Here is a 19,899-nt window from a genome sequence, read left to right on the forward strand (position 1 = left end):
GGCGCAGGCGGCGGTGACTGACCTGAAAGCGCATCCGGAAGGTTCTGATGCCCAGTTGATGGCCTTAAAGGAGCTGCGTAACGAGATGGGCCGATTGCAATACCGGGCTGAACACGGTGTGCCGTGGTACGAGCGTTTTGGTTTGAGTCAGAATCAGAAACTGTTGACGGCAGTGCTGCCCGATTATGCGCAAGTCAATAACCGCCTGATACGGGACAAAGCCGCTGCGGTATTGCATGCGAAACTGAGCGCGTTGGTGAATTTACCGCCGGGCAGTCCGTTGCGGGCGAAGTGGGCGCCAGCCGGTCACGACCAGTTGAAAGCTTACCTGATGATGGCGCAGCCGGAAAAAGTGGATGCCGCATTTTTAACCCGGATACTGAATGAAAATGAGCCTGAGCGGGCCGGTATCGCCCCGGGTGTCTGGCTGGATACGGCGTGGGATTTGTGGAGTTTTTATGCGGAGAATCTGCCTGCGCATCCCGAATGGCGGATCACCCCGGATAAGGCTTTGGTTAAACAGGCGCGTCAACTTTTGCTGATCCAGCTAGGTAAACACAATGCCGAAGCGGCGCTTTACCAGCAGATGCTGCAATCGGTGGAGAAAAATTATGCGGACCTGACGTTAAGGCAGATGACCGGCGACGCCGATGCTGCGCGGCTGTTTACCACCACTCGTGTAATACCGGGGATGTTTACCCGTCAGGCGTGGGAAGGCGGGATACAAAAAGCGATAGCGGAGGCGGCAGCCTCACGTAAGGAAGCGATTGACTGGGTGCTGAGTGATAACCGTCAGGCCATCTCGGCGTCGGTATCGCCGGAGGAGCTGAAAGCCCGTTTGACCGCCCGTTATTTCACCGATTTTGCCGGGGCGTGGCAGGATTTTCTCAACAGCCTGCGCTGGAACAAAACCCGTAACCTGTCGGATGCCATCGACCAGTTAACCCTGATGGCGGATGGGCGCCAATCCCCGCTGATTGCGTTGATGAACACGCTGGCTTATCAGGGCGAAACTGGGCAACAGGGGCCGACGTTATCGGATTCGTTGGTGAAATCCGCCAAGACGTTGTTGAATAAAAAAACGCCGTTAATGATTGACCAACAGACGGCTGGCATGCATGGGCCGATGAATGAAACCTTTGGGCCGTTGCTGGCGCTGATGGGAGAAAACCGGGCGGTCGGAGGAATGAAGGTTGACAACACGCTGAATTTACAAACCTTTCTCACTCGGGTAACCGAAGTGCGGCTGAAACTGCAACAGATGAATAACAGTGATGACCCGCCGGCAATGGCGAATGCGTTGGCTAAGACGGTATTCGAAGGGAAAAGCACCGATTTGACGGATACGCAGGGCTACGGGCGTTTGATAGCGGCCAGTCTGGGCGGCCAATGGCGGAGTTTTGGTCAGACGCTGTTTGTCGAACCGTTAGCGCAGGCGTGGCAGGGGGTATTGAAACCGGCGACGGCGAATCTGAATAGCCAGTGGCAGAGGGCGATAGTGGACAACTGGAATCGGGCATTTGCGGGCCGTTATCCGTTTGCCGGCGGCGAGAGTGAAATTTCATTGCCGATGTTGGGCCAGTTTATTCGGTCAGATTCGGGGCGGATAGAGCAGTTTTTGACGTGTCAGTTAGGCGGGATACTGCATAAATCGGGTAATCAGTGGGTGGTGGATGAAGTGAATGGTCAGGGCGTGCAGATTAACCCGGATTTTCTCAAGGCGATAAATCAGCTCAGTCAGTTATCGGACCTGTTATTTGCCGATGGCAGTCAGGGATTGCGGTTTGAACTGCGGGCCAGAGCGGTGCGGGATGTGGTGGAAACCGACCTGACGATAGACGGGCAGAAACTGCGCTATTTTAACCAGATGGAAAGCTGGCAGAGCTTTCGCTGGCCGGGAGAGACCTATAAACCGGGCGCGATGCTGACCTGGATCAGTGTTAATGCCGGGGCGAGATTGTTCGGTGATTATCAGGGGAACTGGGGGCTGATCCGCTGGCTGGCGCAGGCAAAAGCGGAAAAGCTGGATGAAAGCCGTTACCGACTGATATTTACGGCCCCGGATGGTTTACCGTTGACCTGGATTTTGCGCACAGAACTGGGCGAAGGGCCGCTGGCGTTATTAAAACTGCGTGGATTTAAATTGCCGAAAAATATCTTTGTGACGAAGCCGGGTAAGCATACAACAATATCAGTGGTAAATGACGATGACCTGATAACGGAATAATGCATGCTGTTGGAAATAAATCATAAAATAGCGTAATCATTAACTGTTTTCGTTAATAGAATGGCTGAAAGATAAATATCAATACAGATATTCCGATAAAAATATTTAGCTATATGGGTGAGAAACCTGATTATAACAACATATTCAGGTCGCCTTCTAAAGTGGTTCCAGTAATTTTCTTGCCGAGAGTGATGGGGAATAATCTAAAATCGGAAGATAATGTTCCGGTTTGGTTGGTAAATGCTAAGCTTGGTGTTGCAAATTGGATGGCAAAGAATGCTTCTTATAGGAAAGAGACGTTAGATCCTAGTAAATCTGATTGTACTTTGATAAGCAAATATGCAGAATAATGTAAGGTAGTGCGGAGAGCGATATGTATACTGTACTCCTATGTATTTATCCCACAGACAGATCAAAGGGGGTTCACATGACAGTAGGAATGACAACGTTAGTAACGTTGCTAACTCCACTTCCAGACATTAATCAGTTAGCAAAATTGCCAGAGTATCTTTCTGCTCCGATTACGCAATTGGTGCAAGACAGTGCAGGGCAAAAAACGCTGACAGCTCAGGAAGTGATGTCATATTTTTCTGAATCTAAAATGGCGCTTGCTTACCTGAAAGAGAATACCCAAATTGGTGTTGAATTACTTGAAACCATTGACCGTGACGGGATAGAACCAGATATAGATATTCGTGATGTAGTCGAGTGCTACGAATCCGCAGCAAAAATCGCCACGAGTCAACTCCATCTCTTGAAATTAAGCTATATTCTTGCGGAGTCTTCGCCTGCATGGGGGCCGCATGTCAAGCTATTCCAAACACATTCTCAGGGAGCTCTGAGGATTTTTGCAAATAATAGAAATATTTTGTTGCGTATTGCAACAACGTTAAAGCAGTACTTACCAGTTAATGCAGGTGAATATACACCGAAAGCCGACGCAGAAAGTTATAAAGAGTTGGTGAATCTCTCGCATAAAAAGTTGGGTATTCCATTACCTGTGTGGGGTTAGGTATATGGTTTACGTCAGCGTGGCGGAAGATCTACTTGTCAATGCGGCTGCTCATGATTACGCAACCATGTTGGCTAAATATTTGAGTGGGGTAAAAGAGGTGTCTGGTTGGCTTGGGTGTCAAGGGCGTTTTGAGCGTAACATGCAGGCTATGGAATCAGGGATATGGAAGTTACATATTCTTCCCCTGAATGAAAAACCGTGGCCGGCAAATGTAATGCTACACAACAGGAAAAGTGACAATTATCTGGTTTATGCCCAACATTGGTATTATGAAAATCATTATCAGGTCGTAGCGGTGGTGATACCAGATGCACACTCGCGTATTGATAGGCTCTTAGATAAACTTGTTCATATCGTAGAAGATTCTTTCCAGTGTTTAAATGAGCGGGAATTAAGACTGCTTAATCATGTAAGCGCATGAGCTCATTTACTAAGAGAAACATATAGACCTGCTCCGGCAGGTTTTTTATGGAGTTTTTGCAATGTTAATCTATTGGAGATAAATCAGAAAATAGCGTAATCATTAACTGTTTTCGTTAATAGAATGGCTGAAAGATAAATATCAATACAGATATTCCGATAAAAATATTTAGCTATATTGGTGAGAAACCTGATTATAACAATATATTCAGGTCGCTTTCTAAAGTGATTCTAGTAATTTTCCTGCCGGGAGTGGTGAGAAGTAATCTAATAATGTCTGATGTAGCATTCAATTTCAACTACCGAGTAATCCTCGGTAGTTGATAAATATTTAGCAGAAAATGAAGATGTTGCTTTCTGCGTAGTGAAGTTTGAACTATTTATATACGAGAGATATATAGCTAACTCTTAAGAATCTTTATACCCAATTAAATTCAGCTTCTGTGGTTAGGGTTGAGTCTAAATTGACGGCTGTAATTCTATAGTAATAAATAACGTTAGGAGGCGCGTTGAGTATTTTAGTTTCTCCAGGCCAGACATCAATAGAATTATAGAATTCATACTCCCCAAATGGGGACGCCCAGAAATTTAAAACCCTCATTGCTGCTTGGCCTTTGTTTTTTATTGCTATATTTCTCCATCGAATAGGAATGGTTATATTCCCATTTTTATAAGCTTCGATAGCTTGATTAGGGTTTAGGAATATTTTGAAGTCTGTGAATATCATATTGGTTTCCTTATTATTGCTGTTATTTGTTGGCATATATAATCAGGTGACTTTACCTGCAAAATTTAATTTAACACTTTCCATGAGGAGTTAAATATTGAAATTTATCAGTGACGTAAAAGGAATAAGGTAAACATAAAAGCGGTTAATACACATTCCATGCTACGCATTGCGTGGCCTTTTCTTTTTTCACACACGTTTAACGGGAGATTAATTTCTAGTGGGAAGAAATATGAAATTCATAGATAAGCCGTTTGGCATCTGGATTTAAAGCGGCCCATAAATTGCTGAAATGAGCCGCAAAGAAGAAGTGGATAACTCGATTGTATGCTTTTTAATTTAATGGACCTCCATTGACGTGGATTTAATCGTTTTGTAAATATACCCTTCATCTTTCAAGCTGCTGCTTTGTTGGCTGCTTTCACCCACCCCAGTCACATCGTTATCTATGCTCCTGGGGATTCGTTCACTTGCCGCCGCGCTGCAACTCGAAATCTATTGGGTATAAAAGTCATCATTATTTCTTAGCCAAAAAAGGGGCTGTATATAGGATAGTGGATATCCAAATGACTGCGGTGATAAACATAACAATCATCCTGGTGAAACGCCAATGAAATGGCTTTGGAGGTGTAACGGTGGGAATAGGTAATTTAGTATTTTGGGGCTGACTATTATCTTGTTCGTTATCTTGAAATGGCAGAATAAAACGATAACCTTGTCGGTACACAGTGTGTATGGCTTCGCCTAGATCACAATAGCGTAATGTCCGGCGTAACTTACAGATTAATTGCAGTAAGTTGGTTTCTGCTACTCCATTTTTGCGTTCAGGCCAAACCAGAGGGATCAGTTGTTCCCGATTTAATGTATTCCCTTGTGATGCATGCTCCCACAGTGCGAGTAGCAGGCGCTTCTCTTTCTCTGTAATGATAAATATATTTTTACCATAAATTATTTTGTTTGAGTCACAGTCTAAATAAACATCTCTAGTTATTTTCAACATAACGCATTCTCTGCCTCTGTTTAGTGTTTGTCTATTCGCTATAGCCAGGATGGCTCAATTAGGCTTATGCCTGTTAGAATTTATATAGTTTTCGTATGAGTAATGCAAGAAAATAAATGATTTAAAATCTTTTATTTTACTTTGTCATATGGGTTATTTTTGTGTTTTTTATTAAGAAATAAAACTAATGATAATTAATTATTAGTTTTATTTATATGTGATAATTATACCTCTATTGTTCATAAGATGATGGCAGATTTAGAAATATAGATAAAATACTCTTAGGTGTTATTTATGGTTTATAAACTCATTTTGTAAAAATTAATCAATAAATATCCACCAGCAATAATGCTGTAGATTGAAGGTGATTTATTTATATTGTTGAATTAACAGGTAAAAAATCGATAAAAATAATTATTTTTTATTTTTAACTTTTATTTTTCGGTATTTGAGTGATTACTGTTCAATGAATGGTTTAAGGGAATAGTTTAAAGCTTCAACAGTGTAATGTTTATCACATATTAGCTTACGTTAGTCAGTCTAGTCAGGTCGCCTCATTCTTGAATGAGGATTTGGATATTAAAACCCGGTGAATACGACATACATAAGGACATACATAAGTAAGGCATTAGGCATGATACCTAAGGGCGGTAGCGTACCTAAAATTAAAATGATGTGTGTTCTAACCCGGTTATGAATTTAACTCTTCTTAATCATCTTAAGGAAATCACAATGTCTACAACTGCCGATCAAATTGCTGTTCAATACCCCATTCCAACTTACCGTTTTGTCGTGACTGTTGGTGATGAGCAAATGTCTTTTCAAAGTGTATCGGGATTAGATATTAGCTATGACACCATTGAATATCGTGATGGCATTGGTAATTGGTTACAAATGCCCGGTCAACGTCAGAGACCAACCATTACCTTGAAGCGCGGTATTTTTAAAGGACAATCTAAGTTGTACGATTGGATTAATTCTATTTCGCTTAATCAGATAGAAAAGAAAGATATTTCTATTAGCCTGACTGATGAAACAGGTTCAAATTTGCTGATTACCTGGAATATTGCTAATGCTTTCCCAGAAAAACTGACGGCGCCCAGTTTTGATGCAACCAGTAATGAAGTTGCGGTGCAGGAAATGAGCCTGAAAGCCGATCGGGTGACTGTCGAATTCCATTAATATGCTGTTTGCTGTCAGGAATAATCTGGCACGTTAATGTAGTGTTTTTTAAAGGCGAATATTATGACAACTTATGATTATCCGGGTGTTTATATTGAGGAAGATGCATCATTGGCACTCTCTGTTCGTACAAGCGCCACGGCGGTTCCTGTTTTTGCTGTCAAAGATGAAAGTTTGTTTAAATCAGGAGATGGCTATTATCGTGTTAATAGCTGGCTAGAATATCTGACACTAAGAAACAGACAATTTAATCCCAACGACAAACTTGATATCTCATTACGCGCCTATTTTATTAACGGCGGTGGATATTGTTATCTTGTTAAAACCGAAGAGTTAGTAAACCAAGTTCCGAAGCTGGATGATGTCACATTGCTGGTTGCTGCTGGAGAAGATATTAATACTGCGGTGGGCACGCTTTGTAAACCGGGCAAAGGATTATTCGCCATTTTTGATGGCCCACAAGCTGATATCACCGAAGTGAATAAAGTTACTAAAGAAGATGGCGCCACCGATATAGAAAAACCCGATCCAGATAAAATACTCAAACCTTATACCGCTACCCCCTATGGCGCAGTTTATTATCCCTGGCTGACCGCTGAATGGGGAAATGAAAAAGATGATGAAGCGAAAAAAGTGAATGTTGATATTCCACCCAGTGCAGTGATGGCGGGTATTTATGCCAGTGTTGATAACAACCGAGGTGTTTGGCAAGCGCCGGCTAACGTCGTTATTCAAGGTGGATTACAACCTAAATATCCGGTGACTGATGACCTACAAGGGCAATATAACCAAGGCAAAGCACTGAATATGATCCGTGATTTCCCTAAGAGCGGCACATTAGTTTGGGGAGCTCGCACGCTTGAGGACAGTGATAATTGGCGTTATATCCCAGTTCGCCGTCTGTTTAATAGTGCGGAGCGAGATATTAAAAATGCGATGAGTTTTGCGGTGTTTGAACCTAATAGCCAACCCACTTGGGAAGTTGTGCGTCGAGCTATTGATAATTATCTCTATTCTCTCTGGCAACAAGGCGGATTGGTGGGAAATAAAGCCGAGCAAGCTTATTTTGTTCAAATAGGTAAAGGTATCACTATGACTGATGACGATATTAAACAGGGCAAGATGATCGTCAAAGTGGGTATGGCGGCGGTTCGCCCTGCCGAATTTATTATCTTGCAGTTTACACAGAACGTCGCACAATAATTGGAGGTAATATGCCAATAACACCAACTTATCCAGGCGTCTATATTGAAGAAGATGCATCACTGGCGCTTTCTATCAGCCAAGGGAGCACGGCAATTCCTGTTTTTATTGGCCGCTTCTCACCTAAGAAAACTAGCATAACGCCACAAGCGGCACGGGTTAGTAGCTGGTTGGATTTCACTAACCAGTTTCATGTGGGTTGTGTTACGTCAATAGTTATTAAATCAACCGCCCCGTCTGTCCCTAAAAAATCTAAAAAAGTTGAGAAAGTTGAAGGCGATATATCAGCCGAAGACAAAGCGGCTAAAGAAAATGGAGAGGTTAATAGCGATACAAATAAAACAGATGGAGAAGAAAAAAAAGCTGATTACACTTACGAGGTGACAGCGGTTAACTACACGACAAGCAGTGATGCGTTAAAACTTTATTTCCAAAATGGCGGTGGACCTTGTTATATCTTGCCAATTGCTGATTTGGAAAATACTGAAACTCTGAACTTAATTCCCGAATTAATTGAGCAGGCGTTAGAAATTACCTTGATCGTCTGCCCTGAACAAGATTCTGATTATCAGAGCAAGATATATAACAGCTTGACATCTTCATTATTGAGTAAGGGCTATTTCCTTATCGCTGATAACCAGGATAAAACAACCGCCATCAGTGTTAATGTACCTTCACAGACGGCAACGTATTATCCGGCGGTGAAAGTCTCACAGCTTATGCAAACGGAAGAGAGTCTTATCGCTGTTTCAGGTTATAAGGATGCAAAAGCAAGCAATGTTACCAACCTGACGGAACTTAAAGAGAAAAACCCGGATGTCTACCAGCAAGCTATTGATGAAATACAAAACATAAATAGATGGATTCCCGCCAGTGCAGTGATGGCCGGTGTCTATTGCGCTACTGACGCCAGCCGTGGCGTCTGGAAAGCGCCGGCTAATATTGTTCTGAGCGGCATTAGTGATGTAGAAGAACGGCTCACCGAAGATGAACAAGGCGCCATGAATCAAAAAGGTATCAATGCTATCCGTTATTTCAATAATCGAGGGTTTGTCGTGTGGGGTACGCGTACCCTGAAAGATGATGACAACTGGCGCTACATTCCGGTACGGCGTCTATTTAATGCGGCAGAACGAGATATCAAACAGGCAATGCGATTTGCCGTCTTTGAACCCAATAGCCAACCGACCTGGGAGCGAGTACGGTCAGCCATTGACAACTATCTTCATCAACTCTGGCAACAGGGGGCGCTGGTTGGCAGTAACCCCCAAGAAGCTTATTTCGTGCAGATTGGTCAAGGTATCACCATGTCCGAGAGCGATATCAGGCAAGGCAAAATGGTCGTCAAGGTTGGGATGGCGGCGGTCCGTCCGGCTGAATTTATTATCCTGAAATTTTCGCAAAAAGTAGCACAGTAACCGTATTGGGGCGCGGTTTGCCGCGCCTGTCCTGTAGAGGAAATGATAATGGAAATAACCCAGTCGGGCGTGACAATCGCGGAGAACTTGATATCCCAGAAGCCGGATGATGCATTTATTGGCGCACCGGTTTTTATCGGTCATATTCCAAAAAGTTCTGGCAGCAAAACCATAGTCAAATTAAACAGCCTGACCGACTTTACCCTAAAATTTCGCGAGTCAGGATTAATGTACTACTCCGTGCGCCACTTTTTTGAAAATGGCGGTCAACAAGCCTATGTATTGCCGTTGGCCCCGGATGAACCACTGAATGATTTTCAATCATTGGTCACCGCGCTGCAACAGGATTGGCTTAAGCAGGCTATTGCTGCGGAGAGTGCCATCACACTGATTGTTGCCCCTGATATTATTCGCTTTAATCAGATGGGGGAGTCTGGTGCTGACATAGATCTTTGGTTGCAGTTTTGGCAATCGATACTCGATCTGTGTAAGAGCCGACGTGGCATCATGGGATTGCTGGATGCCCCGGATGATCCGGTATTGGCCGCTAAATGTTTAGAGCAGTTTTCCTCAAGTGACCGGCAATGGGGCGCGGTATATTGGCCGGGGCTGAAAACCACATACCAAGAAAGTAGTAGACATATTATCCTTTCGCCTACTGCGGCAGTGGCGGCGGTTATCCAGCGTAATGATCATCAGCAAGGTATCTGGACCGCGCCAGCCAACGTAGCTTTAGCTAAGGTGGTCAGCCCAGTACGATCCTTTATTGAAGCCGATGCGCTCTTTAATCAGAATGGCGCTTCGTTGAATCTGGTTCGTAGCTTCCCCGGTAAGGGAATTAGAGTTTGGGGATGCCGAACTCTGGACAACATTCCCGGCTCTCCCTGGCGTTATATCCAAACTCGCCGTTTGGTCTCTTATATTGAAGCTCATATGACCCGATTAGGCCGGGCTTTTGTTTTCGAACCCAACAACGCTATCACCTGGATGAAACTTAAGGGCCAAACTTACAACTGGTTGCATCAATTATGGTTAAAAGGTGGATTATTAGGTACTCAGGAAGAGCGAGCGTTTGACATATTACTCGGTGTTAACGAATCAATGAGTGAAGCGGATCTGCGGGCCGGGAAAATGGTCATGAAAATCAAACTGGCTCTGTTAATTCCGGCGGAATTTATTGAACTAAGTTTGACGTTTGATACGCGTACCGGGACAACGGGATTAAATTAAACAGGGGCAAAATATGCATAATCTATACACCCCGTCAGTATCACACCGTTTTATCGCCAGTTTTCTGTTTAACAATATTCCCAGCCCACTTGATATTGCCTTTCAGCGCATATCGGGACTCAGCCGTGAACTGCAAACCACTCAACATAGTCAGGGAGGGGAAAACGCCAGAAATGTTTGGCTGGCCGAGAAGATTCAGCACGGTAGTTTAGTACTGGAACGTGGTGTTATGACGATTACACCGCTTACTCTGATATTTGATCGTGTCTTGCGTGGAGAAAAAGCGGTTTATGCTGATGTGGTCATTATGTTGCTGAATGAAAATTTTTTACCGGCGGCAAGTTGGACGGTGAGTAACGCGTTACCTGTTCGTTGGTCTACCGGTGACTTTGATGCTAATAGCAATGCCGTTTTGGTCAATTCTCTGGAATTACGTTATCAGGATATGCGTTGGTTAGGAGTGAAAGTATGACTGTAGAAATTAAAGAACTGATTATTCAGGCCAAAGTGACCGATTCTGCCAGTGATTTATCATCCCCGCGAACATTAGCTCAAGAAGCGCTGGATGACGTTCGCTTGATTGAAAGGATTAAACGGGAGGTGTTAGAGGCATTACGTGAAACGGGAGGCCATTATGAGCTTAATTGAACGTAGCTTGTCTAAACTCACTCTAACCGCTTTTAAAGATCGGGAAGGTAAAATTTTGGTGGGCAGTTTACCGGTGATGTATAACCCTGATGCGATCCAGTTCAATTATCAAGCCAATTATAAAAACGATGAAAGTATTACCCATATCCACCAAAGTAACCATTATGTGTCGTCTCAACCTGCGGGCCTGTCATTAGATCTATTATTTGACGCATCAATGCCCGGCAACAATACGCCGATTGAAACCCAATTAGCGACGTTGAAAACCCTCTGTGCCGTTGATGCCGGTACCAAAGTTCCTCATTTTCTTAAAATCAAATGGGGCAAAATGCGTTGGGAAAACAAAGGTTATTTTGCTTGTCGGGCCAGCGGTCTGAGCATTCATTACACCTTGTTTGACCGGGACGCCATGCCGTTACGGGCAATTGCTACCTTATCGCTGGTGGCGGATGAGAGCTTTGTTATTCAGGCCGCTGAGCAACAGTTAAAATCGCCGCCGGCGACTGCGGTTAGCGTAACCGATATGCTCTCTCTGCCATTGATTGCTCTGGGTGCCGGCGCTGCTTTGGCGGGCGGTATTGATTATCTTTCGCTGGCTTGGCAAAACGATCTAGATAATCTTGATGATTTCACTCCGGGACAAACGCTACAAGCGCGGAGGGAGGCATGAAGATACCTCCGATCATGATTAAGATAGGCGGTAAAACGCTCAATCAGTTTACGGTTATCAGTCTGTCAGTAAATTATCCTATCAATGGCATTCCTTCGGCTAACGTCACTTTAGGTATTATTGGCGACACCAGCCATATTTTTGATGCTAAGGCGCAGGCTGAGTTGGCAAGTTGTCGCCCGAATTATGAACTTATTGTGCAGATGCAAAAAAATGTGTTGTTCAAAGGGATCATTGTTCGGCAGACATTGGGGCTTAAAGGTCAGGACAGTATAATGATTCTGACGGCGAAACATCCACTGCAAAAATTAACGCATAATTTCCACTCGCAACTATTCAGTAAGCAGAGCGATGAGGCGATTATCAAGAAGCTATTCAGCCAGGCTGGTGTGCCTGTCACAATAAAACAAGCGCCTCAACTTAAAACGGTGCATGAGCAAATGGTGCAGTTTCGTTGCAATGATTGGACATTCTTAAAAAGCCGACTGAGTGCGACGAATACTTGGCTGCTTCCCGGCCATGATGCGGTTAAATTGGTAACGCCGGAATCACTTAATCGGTCAACCGTACACACCATTCACCAGCGTGGTAACCATCAGAGCGTTGTGCTGTTTGAAGCTAATCTGCAATGGGATAATCAGCGCAGCCCCAAAACGGTGAGTGTACAGTCTTGGGACATTAATCAACAAAAGTTGTCTCAGGCGATTCAGGTAAAAAATAGCGGGTTTGGGCATGGTCAACTTGCTACGGACATGCTGAAACCGCTGACCGATCAAGAATGGCAATGGATTTTCAGCTACCCGTTGGATAATGAACAAACCAAGCAGTTTACTCAAGGCATCATGGGCAACCGGCGAAACCATAATATATCCGGCAGTTTTGAGGTTGCAGGTGATGATCGCTATCAGCCGGGGGATGTTTTGGCGTTAACTGGCTTTGGGCCGGGAATGGATGGTCAGGCGATTATCACCGGCGTTAGTCAGACCATCAACCAACGGCAGGGTTGGCGTACCCGGTTAACGTTAGGCATGCAATCAGACGTAGAACAAGTTATCCCTCAGGTTAAAGAGCTGCATGTTGGGATCGTGGAAAAATACCAACAGGATAGCCAATCGTTAGGCCGTATTCCGGTCAAAATACCGGCCTTAAACTTAACCAACAGCCCTCTTTTTGCCCGCTTAGGTAAACCTTACGCCAGTCATGAGAGTGGATTTTGCTTCTATCCAGAACCGGGGGATGAGGTGATTATTGGTTTCTTTGAATGTGATCCCCGTTTTCCAGTGATATTAGGCGCCATGCACAATCCTAAAAATAGATCACCGTTAGAACCCAGTGAAAAAAATCTGGTAAAAACGTTAGTGATTAAGCAGGGAGAGAATCAGCAAGCATTAATCTTCGATAATAAAGACAATACGCTCGCATTTAATAGTGGAAAAAATACCTTATCTTTGCAACAGGATAAAGATATCACCATTAATTCCGCTAAAAATCTCATTACTCATGCGCAGGAAATTAATATTCAGGCCGAAAAATCCCTATCAGCCGCTGGAAAATCTGGGGTTGATATTAAAGGGGCGAAAATTAATTTAACACAATAATAGGTTAAATAAGATGGCAGATAAAATATTAGCCGATATTTATGGTCGGGGCTGGGCATTTCCGCCGCAATTTTCTTCTCAGGAGGGCATCATAATGGCAGCAGGGGCAGAACATGTTCGCCAGAGTATGAAAATTCTTTTTCTGACTGAACCCGGCGAGCGGATTATGCGTGAAGATTACGGTTGTGGTCTCAATGATTATATGTTTGAAAATATCAGTGATGAATTAATGGCTGGCATTCAAACACGTATTGAAGAGCGAATATTACGTTATGAACCTCGCGCAGAAATGACTGAAATTAAGGTGAGTCAGAAAACCGATTTACCGAATACCTTACATATTCAGGTGAATTATGCCTTGAGAGGCAGTGAAATTAGCCAGCAAATCGAAGGTATTCTTGAGATTGGAGAAGGTCCGATAGAGGTGTCTTATGAGCAAACAACTGGTGGTTGATGGCGACACATTGTTATTCGAGCCCTTATTCGGTAATCGGCAGGTCACTCTTCTGGGGCCGGCAATCATCCGGGGGAGCGGGCACGCCAAGATTCAAGGTAAAAAAATCGTCATGGTGGGTGATGAAAAAAAGATACAGCTTCAAGCGCAATATATTACCCCGAGTCACCCGGTGCCAGGCATGGGTATGGTCACCATTGCTCAATTGGATGCCAGCCAGCAGGTAAACTTTTGCCGTAGTCCTGCCACGGTAATTATTGTTGGACAGCAATTTATTGCCCGTTTTACCCCATCACAGCCAGCTAATAATCCATCGAGCGGCCCGGATATAACAGCGCCAAGTATGGGAAAAGGCCGTTTTATCGCCAGCCAATATTCTGTCAATGCCGGGTAAATAATCCTTTGATTTATTTATGAATAACAATGATCTCCTGAAAATATATTAAAATAACAGGTGGTATAAATATGGGACAGACCGAATTAGAAAATAAACTTGCCGCTATAGTATCGGATACGGATTTTAAACTTGATGAAAGAAGTACGCTGGATATATTAAATTGGATTCAGGAGTACGCTGAAAAAATTCCATTTGGTCAGGAGAAAGAGACATTCTGGCATAGTTTCTACTTTATTCAGGAAAACAACCCGCAACAATTAGCGGATATTTACCGAGATGCGAATAAAGCCAATGGCCTTTTGCCTGCACATCAGGCTTTTTTATTGGCTTTTTTAAAACTGTTAGAAACCACTAAAATATTATTCAATACCTTTCCGGCGCGACATCGCGATCTTTATTATCGGGAATTATTGGGCTTAACGCCGAGAAATGCCCAAGCGGATCGGGTGGCGATAGGTATTACCTTGAATGGGGATAATGCAGAATATCTTGTTCCTCAAGGAACCTATTTTGATGCCGGACATGATAGTGCTGGCAATCCATTACAGTATGTGTCCGAATCGAATATATTGGCAAATCAAGGAGAATTGACTGACCTGTGTTGGTATCGAAAAGAGGGTGATGGTTGGAAATCGGCAATACCACTGAATCTTGCAGATAATATTGCATTGCCTGAAAACGGTATTCGGCTTTTTAGCCCAACACCTAATGATGTTCCAGTTTTGTCTGGCTACTTAATTGCTTCGTCTTTATTTACGATGTCAGCAGGAGAGCGCACGATTAAAATTATATTAGCCAGCGAGTGGACGGGTAAATCCGAGCACATCACGGCTAATATTAGTGCAGAAAATTGCTGGCTTTCCTTGAAGATAAAACTTGTCAATAAAACAACGCTTGAACTCGGATTGTCCGCCAGTGGTGCGCCAATTACTCCTCCTGATGCTCTGGATAATATGACATTTGATGTGCCGGTACTGAAATTGGGTACCATTCAGGGACCGATACTACCTAAGATTAAAGACATCGAGATCTGCATTAACGGCAACCGTAGTGTGTACTATTCCTCTGATGGCGGTATTGAACAAACGGATACTGCCAGCTTTCCCTTTGGTCAAGCACCGTCGCTAGGTTCGGGTTTTAATCTGATTGCTCCTGAATGGTATGGCACTGAAAACGCAATAGTGACGATTACCCCTCAATGGGTTGGCTTGCCTACAACGAGCTTTAAAGATTGGTATCAAGGGCATAAGGACTCCAGTAGTAATCCTAAAATTACCGCAAATAATGTATTCAAAGTACAAGGCTATTTAGTCACTCCTCAAGAAAGAAAAACACTCAATGCTACCCAATCGTTATTTGGTGGAGATAAGGAACCACAAGGGCAAAGCCTAAAATTTACCTTGCCGACAATGAATTACTCTGTTGCAGACACTCCATCACCCAATGACTGGCCGGCGTCAGTGCGTATAGAACTGGCCGAGCAGGATTTTATGCATAGCCAATATTGGCAAGATCCTACCGGTAAGAACTTACCCTATACCCCGCAAATCAGTGCGTTGCAGATTCAATTCAGCGCTAAAGTTAAATCTGAGCAATTTGCTGTTTACCCCCTGACGCCTTTTGGCCGGGGTGAGGCGGCGGCAGAGACGCCGGCATTCACCGATGGGGCATTTTATTTAGGTTTTACGGGGGTGCTGCCGGGGCAAACTTTATCTCTCTATTGGCAACTAGAAGGGATTAAAGCACTCGATTTATCTTGGTTTTACCTCGATAAGCGCAATATCTGGAGTAAATTGGATAAATTAGTTGATGATCATACTGGTAACCTGTTCGACCGGGGTATCTGGCGCACTTTATTGCCGCAAGATGCTTCAAATCAGGCCGCTCTGATGCCGACGGGGCGGTACTGGCTGAAAGCCGAGATAGTTGGAAAGATTGATCCCCAAGATTGCCCACGTATTAAAGGTCTACTGTATAACGCTACCATAGCCACCTTAGCTAACGCAGAAACTGTTGAGCAGGCTCACTTTATCAACGGATTGGCCGCTAACAGCATAAAACAGCCGGCAAACACTATTCCGGCAATCAGCGGCGTCACGCAATCTTGGACTTCCTGGAACGGTCGCCCGCAAGAAACTGAGCAAGCTTTCTTAAAACGAATTCCTGTCCGATTATCTCATCGTAACCGAGTGTTGAGTTGGGGCAACATGGTCACCTTACTAAAAGATCATTTTATTAGCCTGCTTGATGTCAGACACCATTCAGGCAGTAAATTAACCACTATTCCGGCGCCGGAAAAGCAACAACTGATAGTCATTCCAGACAACCGTTACAAGGATAATGATGATGCATTACGCCCAAAACTAAATCCGGCGCGATTGGCAAAGATGGTTGCATGGTTAAGTCAATTAAGTAGCCCTTGGGCAACCATTGAAATCAACAATCCTACTTATGTTGACGTTAATGTGGATTATCAAGTGAACTTCATCTCTGGTATTAATTCCGACTACGGCTACCATCAGCTACAACAGCAATTAAGCCGAATATATATGCCGTGGGCAGAGAATCCGGCTATTGGCGTGACAACGGGTAACCGCATTGATTACTACCAGCTATTAGCCGCCATCCAACAATCCCTTCTGGTGGAACGCGTCACCAATTTAAGCATAACCATCGCTAACCGAACTACGGGTGCTTTGGGCGCAAGTATTGAAGCTAATGATAATGAAGTGTTGATTTTAGTCTGGTCAGATAAACATTCCTCAAATAAGGAGTTAATAAATGTGTCATCAGGATGCTCTGTTTCCCATCGTTAAAGACGATATTGCCTTTGATACCTTACTTGCTCAGGCTAAGGCTGTTATTGAGCAACAGTCTGGTCAATGTTGGAGTGATATGAGTGAAAATGATCCCGGTATCACCTTATTGGAGGCCTGTTGTTATGGTGCGTCTGACTTGGCTTATCGTCACTCATTACCATTGAAAGATCTGCTTACACCCAAACCAGAGGAACAGACAGCCGGAGACGGTATTTTCCCCCAGGAGTTTGGCCCGCAACAGATGCTGACCTGCGGCCCAATTACGTTGGCGGATTATCGTCGAGCGTTGCTGGATTTGCACAGTAATGACACGGTTGAGGGTTACTTTTTATTTAATGATGTACTACTGATATGTGAACCTAACGATCAACGCTATATATATTGGTATAGCAAAAAGAAACGTGAATACAGTTTTATGCAAATCCCAGATTCAGAGAGTGAAAAGTTAACATTAAGAGGAAATTATTGGCTTTATTTACTCCCCGGCCGGGAAACTCAGATCGATAATAAGCTGGCTCAGGAGAAACTTAATATTTTCCTGAAAAATAATCGTAATCTGGGGGAATGGGTGAGTCGGGTTATCTGGTTAAAACCTGTTGATTTGCCATTGAAGATGGATATTCAGCTTGATAATGATGTTAAAGATATCGCTGACGTATTTGCTCAAATTTATATGACAGCGGAACAAACAGTACTGGAAAAGCCATTACGTTATACCACCGAAGCGATGAAAGAAATGGGTTACAGTAATGAAGAAATTTTTGATGGGCCTTATTTACATCACGGTTGGATACCTAACTTGCCGCCAGTAAAAGATTATAACTGCGTTATGGAATTAAATTTGAGTCATTTGGTTAACCGATTATTGGCGATTAAAGGCGTTCAGAGCGTAATCCGGCTGGAATTAGATAAGAATAAATATGATGCTAGCATTATTTCTCCGCTGCCGGGCGATAATTGGTCTTGGAAAATAGCTAAAGGATATTATCCCAGATTATGGGGTGAAGATCCCTTAGCGTTGATTACCTCACCAGACAGCCCATTGACTATTATTGCCAAAGGTGGCGTGAAAGTTATGGCTTCTAGCGAAGAGATCAAGAAAAAGCTTATTACAGAACCGCTACTGAATATACAACCAGAATTATTGGACTGGGGTAAACATCGTAAAGTACGGGATTATTACCCGGTAAGCAATAAATTACCCGCTTGCTATGGATTGCAGACTAATAAACATCATTTACAACAAGTACAGTTACACCAATTTATGCTGCCTTTCGAACAGATGCTAGCTAATCGCTGCGCAGAACTTGCTTTATTGCCGAAACTATTGGCGTTTAAACAACGGGGAAATGCGGTATACGGTGTGCAATGGCCTTTTAAGGTTAATACAGTGAGTCAGAATATTCATCAGGAGATAATGCCTGACTTAATTGGAAAACTGAATGATGATGCGCAAATTGATCATGATCCGGGCATCCATGAACGAAACTATGTAAAAGAGCTGGCTATTCTTGAGTATCTGTTAGGCTATTTTGGTGCTCATCGAGCAGCCAGACCATTTATTCTTAATCGACGGGATTTTCTATCCACTCAGCGCGGTTACTTGGCTCAACAACCAGAGTTGACCTATCATCGTAATAATATTCGGATTGATAAAGTATCAGCGCTGCAAAAACGAATTGCCGCCCGGTTAGGTTTGGGAAGAAAATGTTTTAGTGAACCGCCTGATTTGGCTGATTTGCCTTTCTATTTAATTGAGCATCGTCGGCTGTTGCCAGTGAAACCTGATAAGGCATTCAACAGTGAACAAATACCTGATAATTTAGAAATTAAAAATCATCCTGATGTTAAAAGCCATCATTTAATTATTACTCAGCAAAGTGTGGCAGGGCGGTTATTACATGGTCAGATGATTAACTTAATAATTAAAGGTGAGAACGGATTCATATTACGGGGCCAAGTGATCACTGAAATCACAGAAAAATCATTTTATCTTGATACCCGTAATAGTGTTGCTCTGGAATATAATTTAGACAGAGTACAACAAGCGTTTACCGACAAAAAACTAGTTTGGCAAAATAGCCCGGTGTGGTTGGAAGATATGGATTATCAATTGGTTTATGCCGATGAAATACATCAAAATAATAAAGAAAACGATGAACTCTGGATCACATCTAGTCCCCAAAGCCCTTTTCCTGCTATGATTAAAGAAGGAGATGAAATCACACTAAAGTATAAAATTACCCCTTATGAGCTACCTAAAAAAAATTTAGCTAGTGCCGATGCTATATCTGATTATGAACTTAAAGCACGTATAGTGGAATTTAATCATATTGAGGGTCGGATAAAGCTCAAAAAAATAGTAGACCAGAAAAATGATTTTCCAATAGAGTCAGAGGCATGGCGTTATCGTTGGTATTTCTCTGGTGCAGAATACGCGCATACTGATCGTTTTTCATTTGTCGTCAGTGTAGTCATTAATCGTCAGTTAATTGAAAATAACAAGGTTGATCCTAATAAACTGGAATCTTGGGTGAAAACTGAGATTTTAGCTGAATTTCCGGCTCATGTTTCCATGATTATTCATTGGTTGCCCTTAGATCATTTTGAGAATTTTGCCAGCACCTATAAGCGTTGGCAAAATAATGGCGCTGCTTTAGGAGATGAAGCATACCATATTCTAGAAATGTTAACTTTAGGTCGTCTGCCTTCTGCATTAACCGGAACCGGGAATATGCGAATTGCCACTAAAGAGCAGAGAACTGAGGTTATTGGTGAATCTGAAACAGAATGGCATTATGAATTTATTGAGAGTAACCAGTTGCTATATATACCGAAAATTCAGGAAGATATTAATCGCAATAAAGAGAATTAATGTTGTATTACAATAA

17 protein-coding genes are annotated in these 19,899 nt (G+C 43.2%); 15 read left to right on the forward strand and 2 right to left on the reverse strand.

Annotated elements, in window-relative coordinates:
* The first annotated feature begins 13 nt into the window (after nt 1–13).
* The 3 genes from TI10_RS01380 (at nt 14) to TI10_RS01395 (ending at nt 3,663) form a co-directional block, all read left to right on the forward strand.
* Nucleotides 14–2,227, forward strand: coding sequence for an ImcF-related family protein (locus TI10_RS01380; RefSeq protein WP_244161486.1), 2,214 nt, complete (start codon nt 14–16; stop codon nt 2,225–2,227).
* Nucleotides 2,228–2,654: 427 nt separating this feature from the next.
* Nucleotides 2,655–3,239 carry a hypothetical protein gene (locus TI10_RS01390; RefSeq protein WP_049581379.1) on the forward strand — a complete coding sequence of 195 codons (585 nt, stop codon included), beginning with the start codon at nt 2,655–2,657 and terminating at the stop codon, nt 3,237–3,239.
* A gap of 4 nt (nt 3,240–3,243) precedes the next feature.
* Nucleotides 3,244–3,663 (forward strand): type II toxin-antitoxin system YafO family toxin, encoded by a 420-nt coding sequence (locus tag TI10_RS01395; protein WP_049581380.1) that lies wholly within the window; start codon nt 3,244–3,246, stop codon nt 3,661–3,663.
* 417 nt (nt 3,664–4,080) lie between these two features.
* Here the strand turns inward: TI10_RS01395 and TI10_RS01400 are convergent, their stop codons facing one another.
* The gene (locus TI10_RS01400) at nt 4,081–4,389 is read right to left on the reverse strand and encodes a hypothetical protein (protein WP_244161487.1); all 309 of its coding nucleotides are present in this window, start codon (nt 4,387–4,389) and stop codon (nt 4,081–4,083) included.
* Nucleotides 4,390–4,906: 517 nt separating this feature from the next.
* The gene (locus TI10_RS01405; protein WP_244161488.1) at nt 4,907–5,389 is read right to left on the reverse strand and encodes a winged helix-turn-helix domain-containing protein; all 483 of its coding nucleotides are present in this window, start codon (nt 5,387–5,389) and stop codon (nt 4,907–4,909) included.
* 732 nt (nt 5,390–6,121) lie between these two features.
* Here TI10_RS01405 and TI10_RS01410 point away from each other — a divergent pair.
* The 12 genes from TI10_RS01410 (at nt 6,122) to TI10_RS01465 (ending at nt 19,883) form a co-directional block, all read left to right on the forward strand.
* Nucleotides 6,122–6,571 (forward strand): phage tail protein, encoded by a 450-nt coding sequence (locus tag TI10_RS01410; RefSeq protein ID WP_049581382.1) that lies wholly within the window; start codon nt 6,122–6,124, stop codon nt 6,569–6,571.
* 63 nt (nt 6,572–6,634) lie between these two features.
* Nucleotides 6,635–7,774, forward strand: a complete 1,140-nt coding sequence (locus TI10_RS01415; RefSeq protein ID WP_049581383.1) for a phage tail sheath family protein — start codon at nt 6,635–6,637, stop codon at nt 7,772–7,774.
* A gap of 11 nt (nt 7,775–7,785) precedes the next feature.
* The gene (locus tag TI10_RS01420) at nt 7,786–9,192 is read left to right on the forward strand and encodes a phage tail sheath family protein (protein ID WP_049581384.1); all 1,407 of its coding nucleotides are present in this window, start codon (nt 7,786–7,788) and stop codon (nt 9,190–9,192) included.
* A gap of 48 nt (nt 9,193–9,240) precedes the next feature.
* Nucleotides 9,241–10,422, forward strand: coding sequence for a phage tail sheath family protein (locus tag TI10_RS01425; RefSeq protein ID WP_049581385.1), 1,182 nt, complete (start codon nt 9,241–9,243; stop codon nt 10,420–10,422).
* A 13-nt stretch (nt 10,423–10,435) separates the two neighbouring features.
* Nucleotides 10,436–10,894, forward strand: coding sequence for a phage tail protein (locus tag TI10_RS01430; protein WP_049581386.1), 459 nt, complete (start codon nt 10,436–10,438; stop codon nt 10,892–10,894).
* Nucleotides 10,891–11,070, forward strand: coding sequence for a DUF5908 family protein (locus TI10_RS01435; protein ID WP_049581387.1), 180 nt, complete (start codon nt 10,891–10,893; stop codon nt 11,068–11,070). Before TI10_RS01430 ends, TI10_RS01435 begins: the two co-directional genes overlap by 4 nt.
* Complete coding sequence (locus TI10_RS01440; protein WP_049581388.1) at nt 11,057–11,740, forward strand: CIS tube protein; 684 nt, start codon at nt 11,057–11,059, stop codon at nt 11,738–11,740. Before TI10_RS01435 ends, TI10_RS01440 begins: the two co-directional genes overlap by 14 nt.
* Nucleotides 11,737–13,338 (forward strand): phage baseplate assembly protein V, encoded by a 1,602-nt coding sequence (locus tag TI10_RS01445; protein ID WP_049581389.1) that lies wholly within the window; start codon nt 11,737–11,739, stop codon nt 13,336–13,338. Before TI10_RS01440 ends, TI10_RS01445 begins: the two co-directional genes overlap by 4 nt.
* 13 nt (nt 13,339–13,351) lie before the next feature.
* A complete protein-coding gene (locus TI10_RS01450) occupies nt 13,352–13,792 on the forward strand; it encodes a GPW/gp25 family protein (RefSeq protein WP_049581390.1) in 441 nt (146 codons plus the stop codon).
* Entirely contained in the window at nt 13,770–14,186 is a 417-nt protein-coding gene (locus TI10_RS01455) for a hypothetical protein (protein ID WP_049581391.1), read from the forward strand. The genes TI10_RS01450 and TI10_RS01455 overlap by 23 nt, the downstream gene beginning before the upstream one ends.
* Nucleotides 14,187–14,257: 71 nt before the next feature.
* Nucleotides 14,258–17,005, forward strand: coding sequence for a hypothetical protein (locus TI10_RS01460; RefSeq protein ID WP_049581392.1), 2,748 nt, complete (start codon nt 14,258–14,260; stop codon nt 17,003–17,005).
* Nucleotides 16,971–19,883, forward strand: coding sequence for a hypothetical protein (locus tag TI10_RS01465; protein WP_049581393.1), 2,913 nt, complete (start codon nt 16,971–16,973; stop codon nt 19,881–19,883). The genes TI10_RS01460 and TI10_RS01465 overlap by 35 nt, the downstream gene beginning before the upstream one ends.
* The last annotated feature ends 16 nt before the right edge of the window (nt 19,884–19,899 follow it).

Origin of the sequence: Photorhabdus luminescens subsp. luminescens (assembly GCF_001083805.1) — a bacterium.
Classification (GTDB): domain Bacteria; phylum Pseudomonadota; class Gammaproteobacteria; order Enterobacterales; family Enterobacteriaceae; genus Photorhabdus; species Photorhabdus luminescens.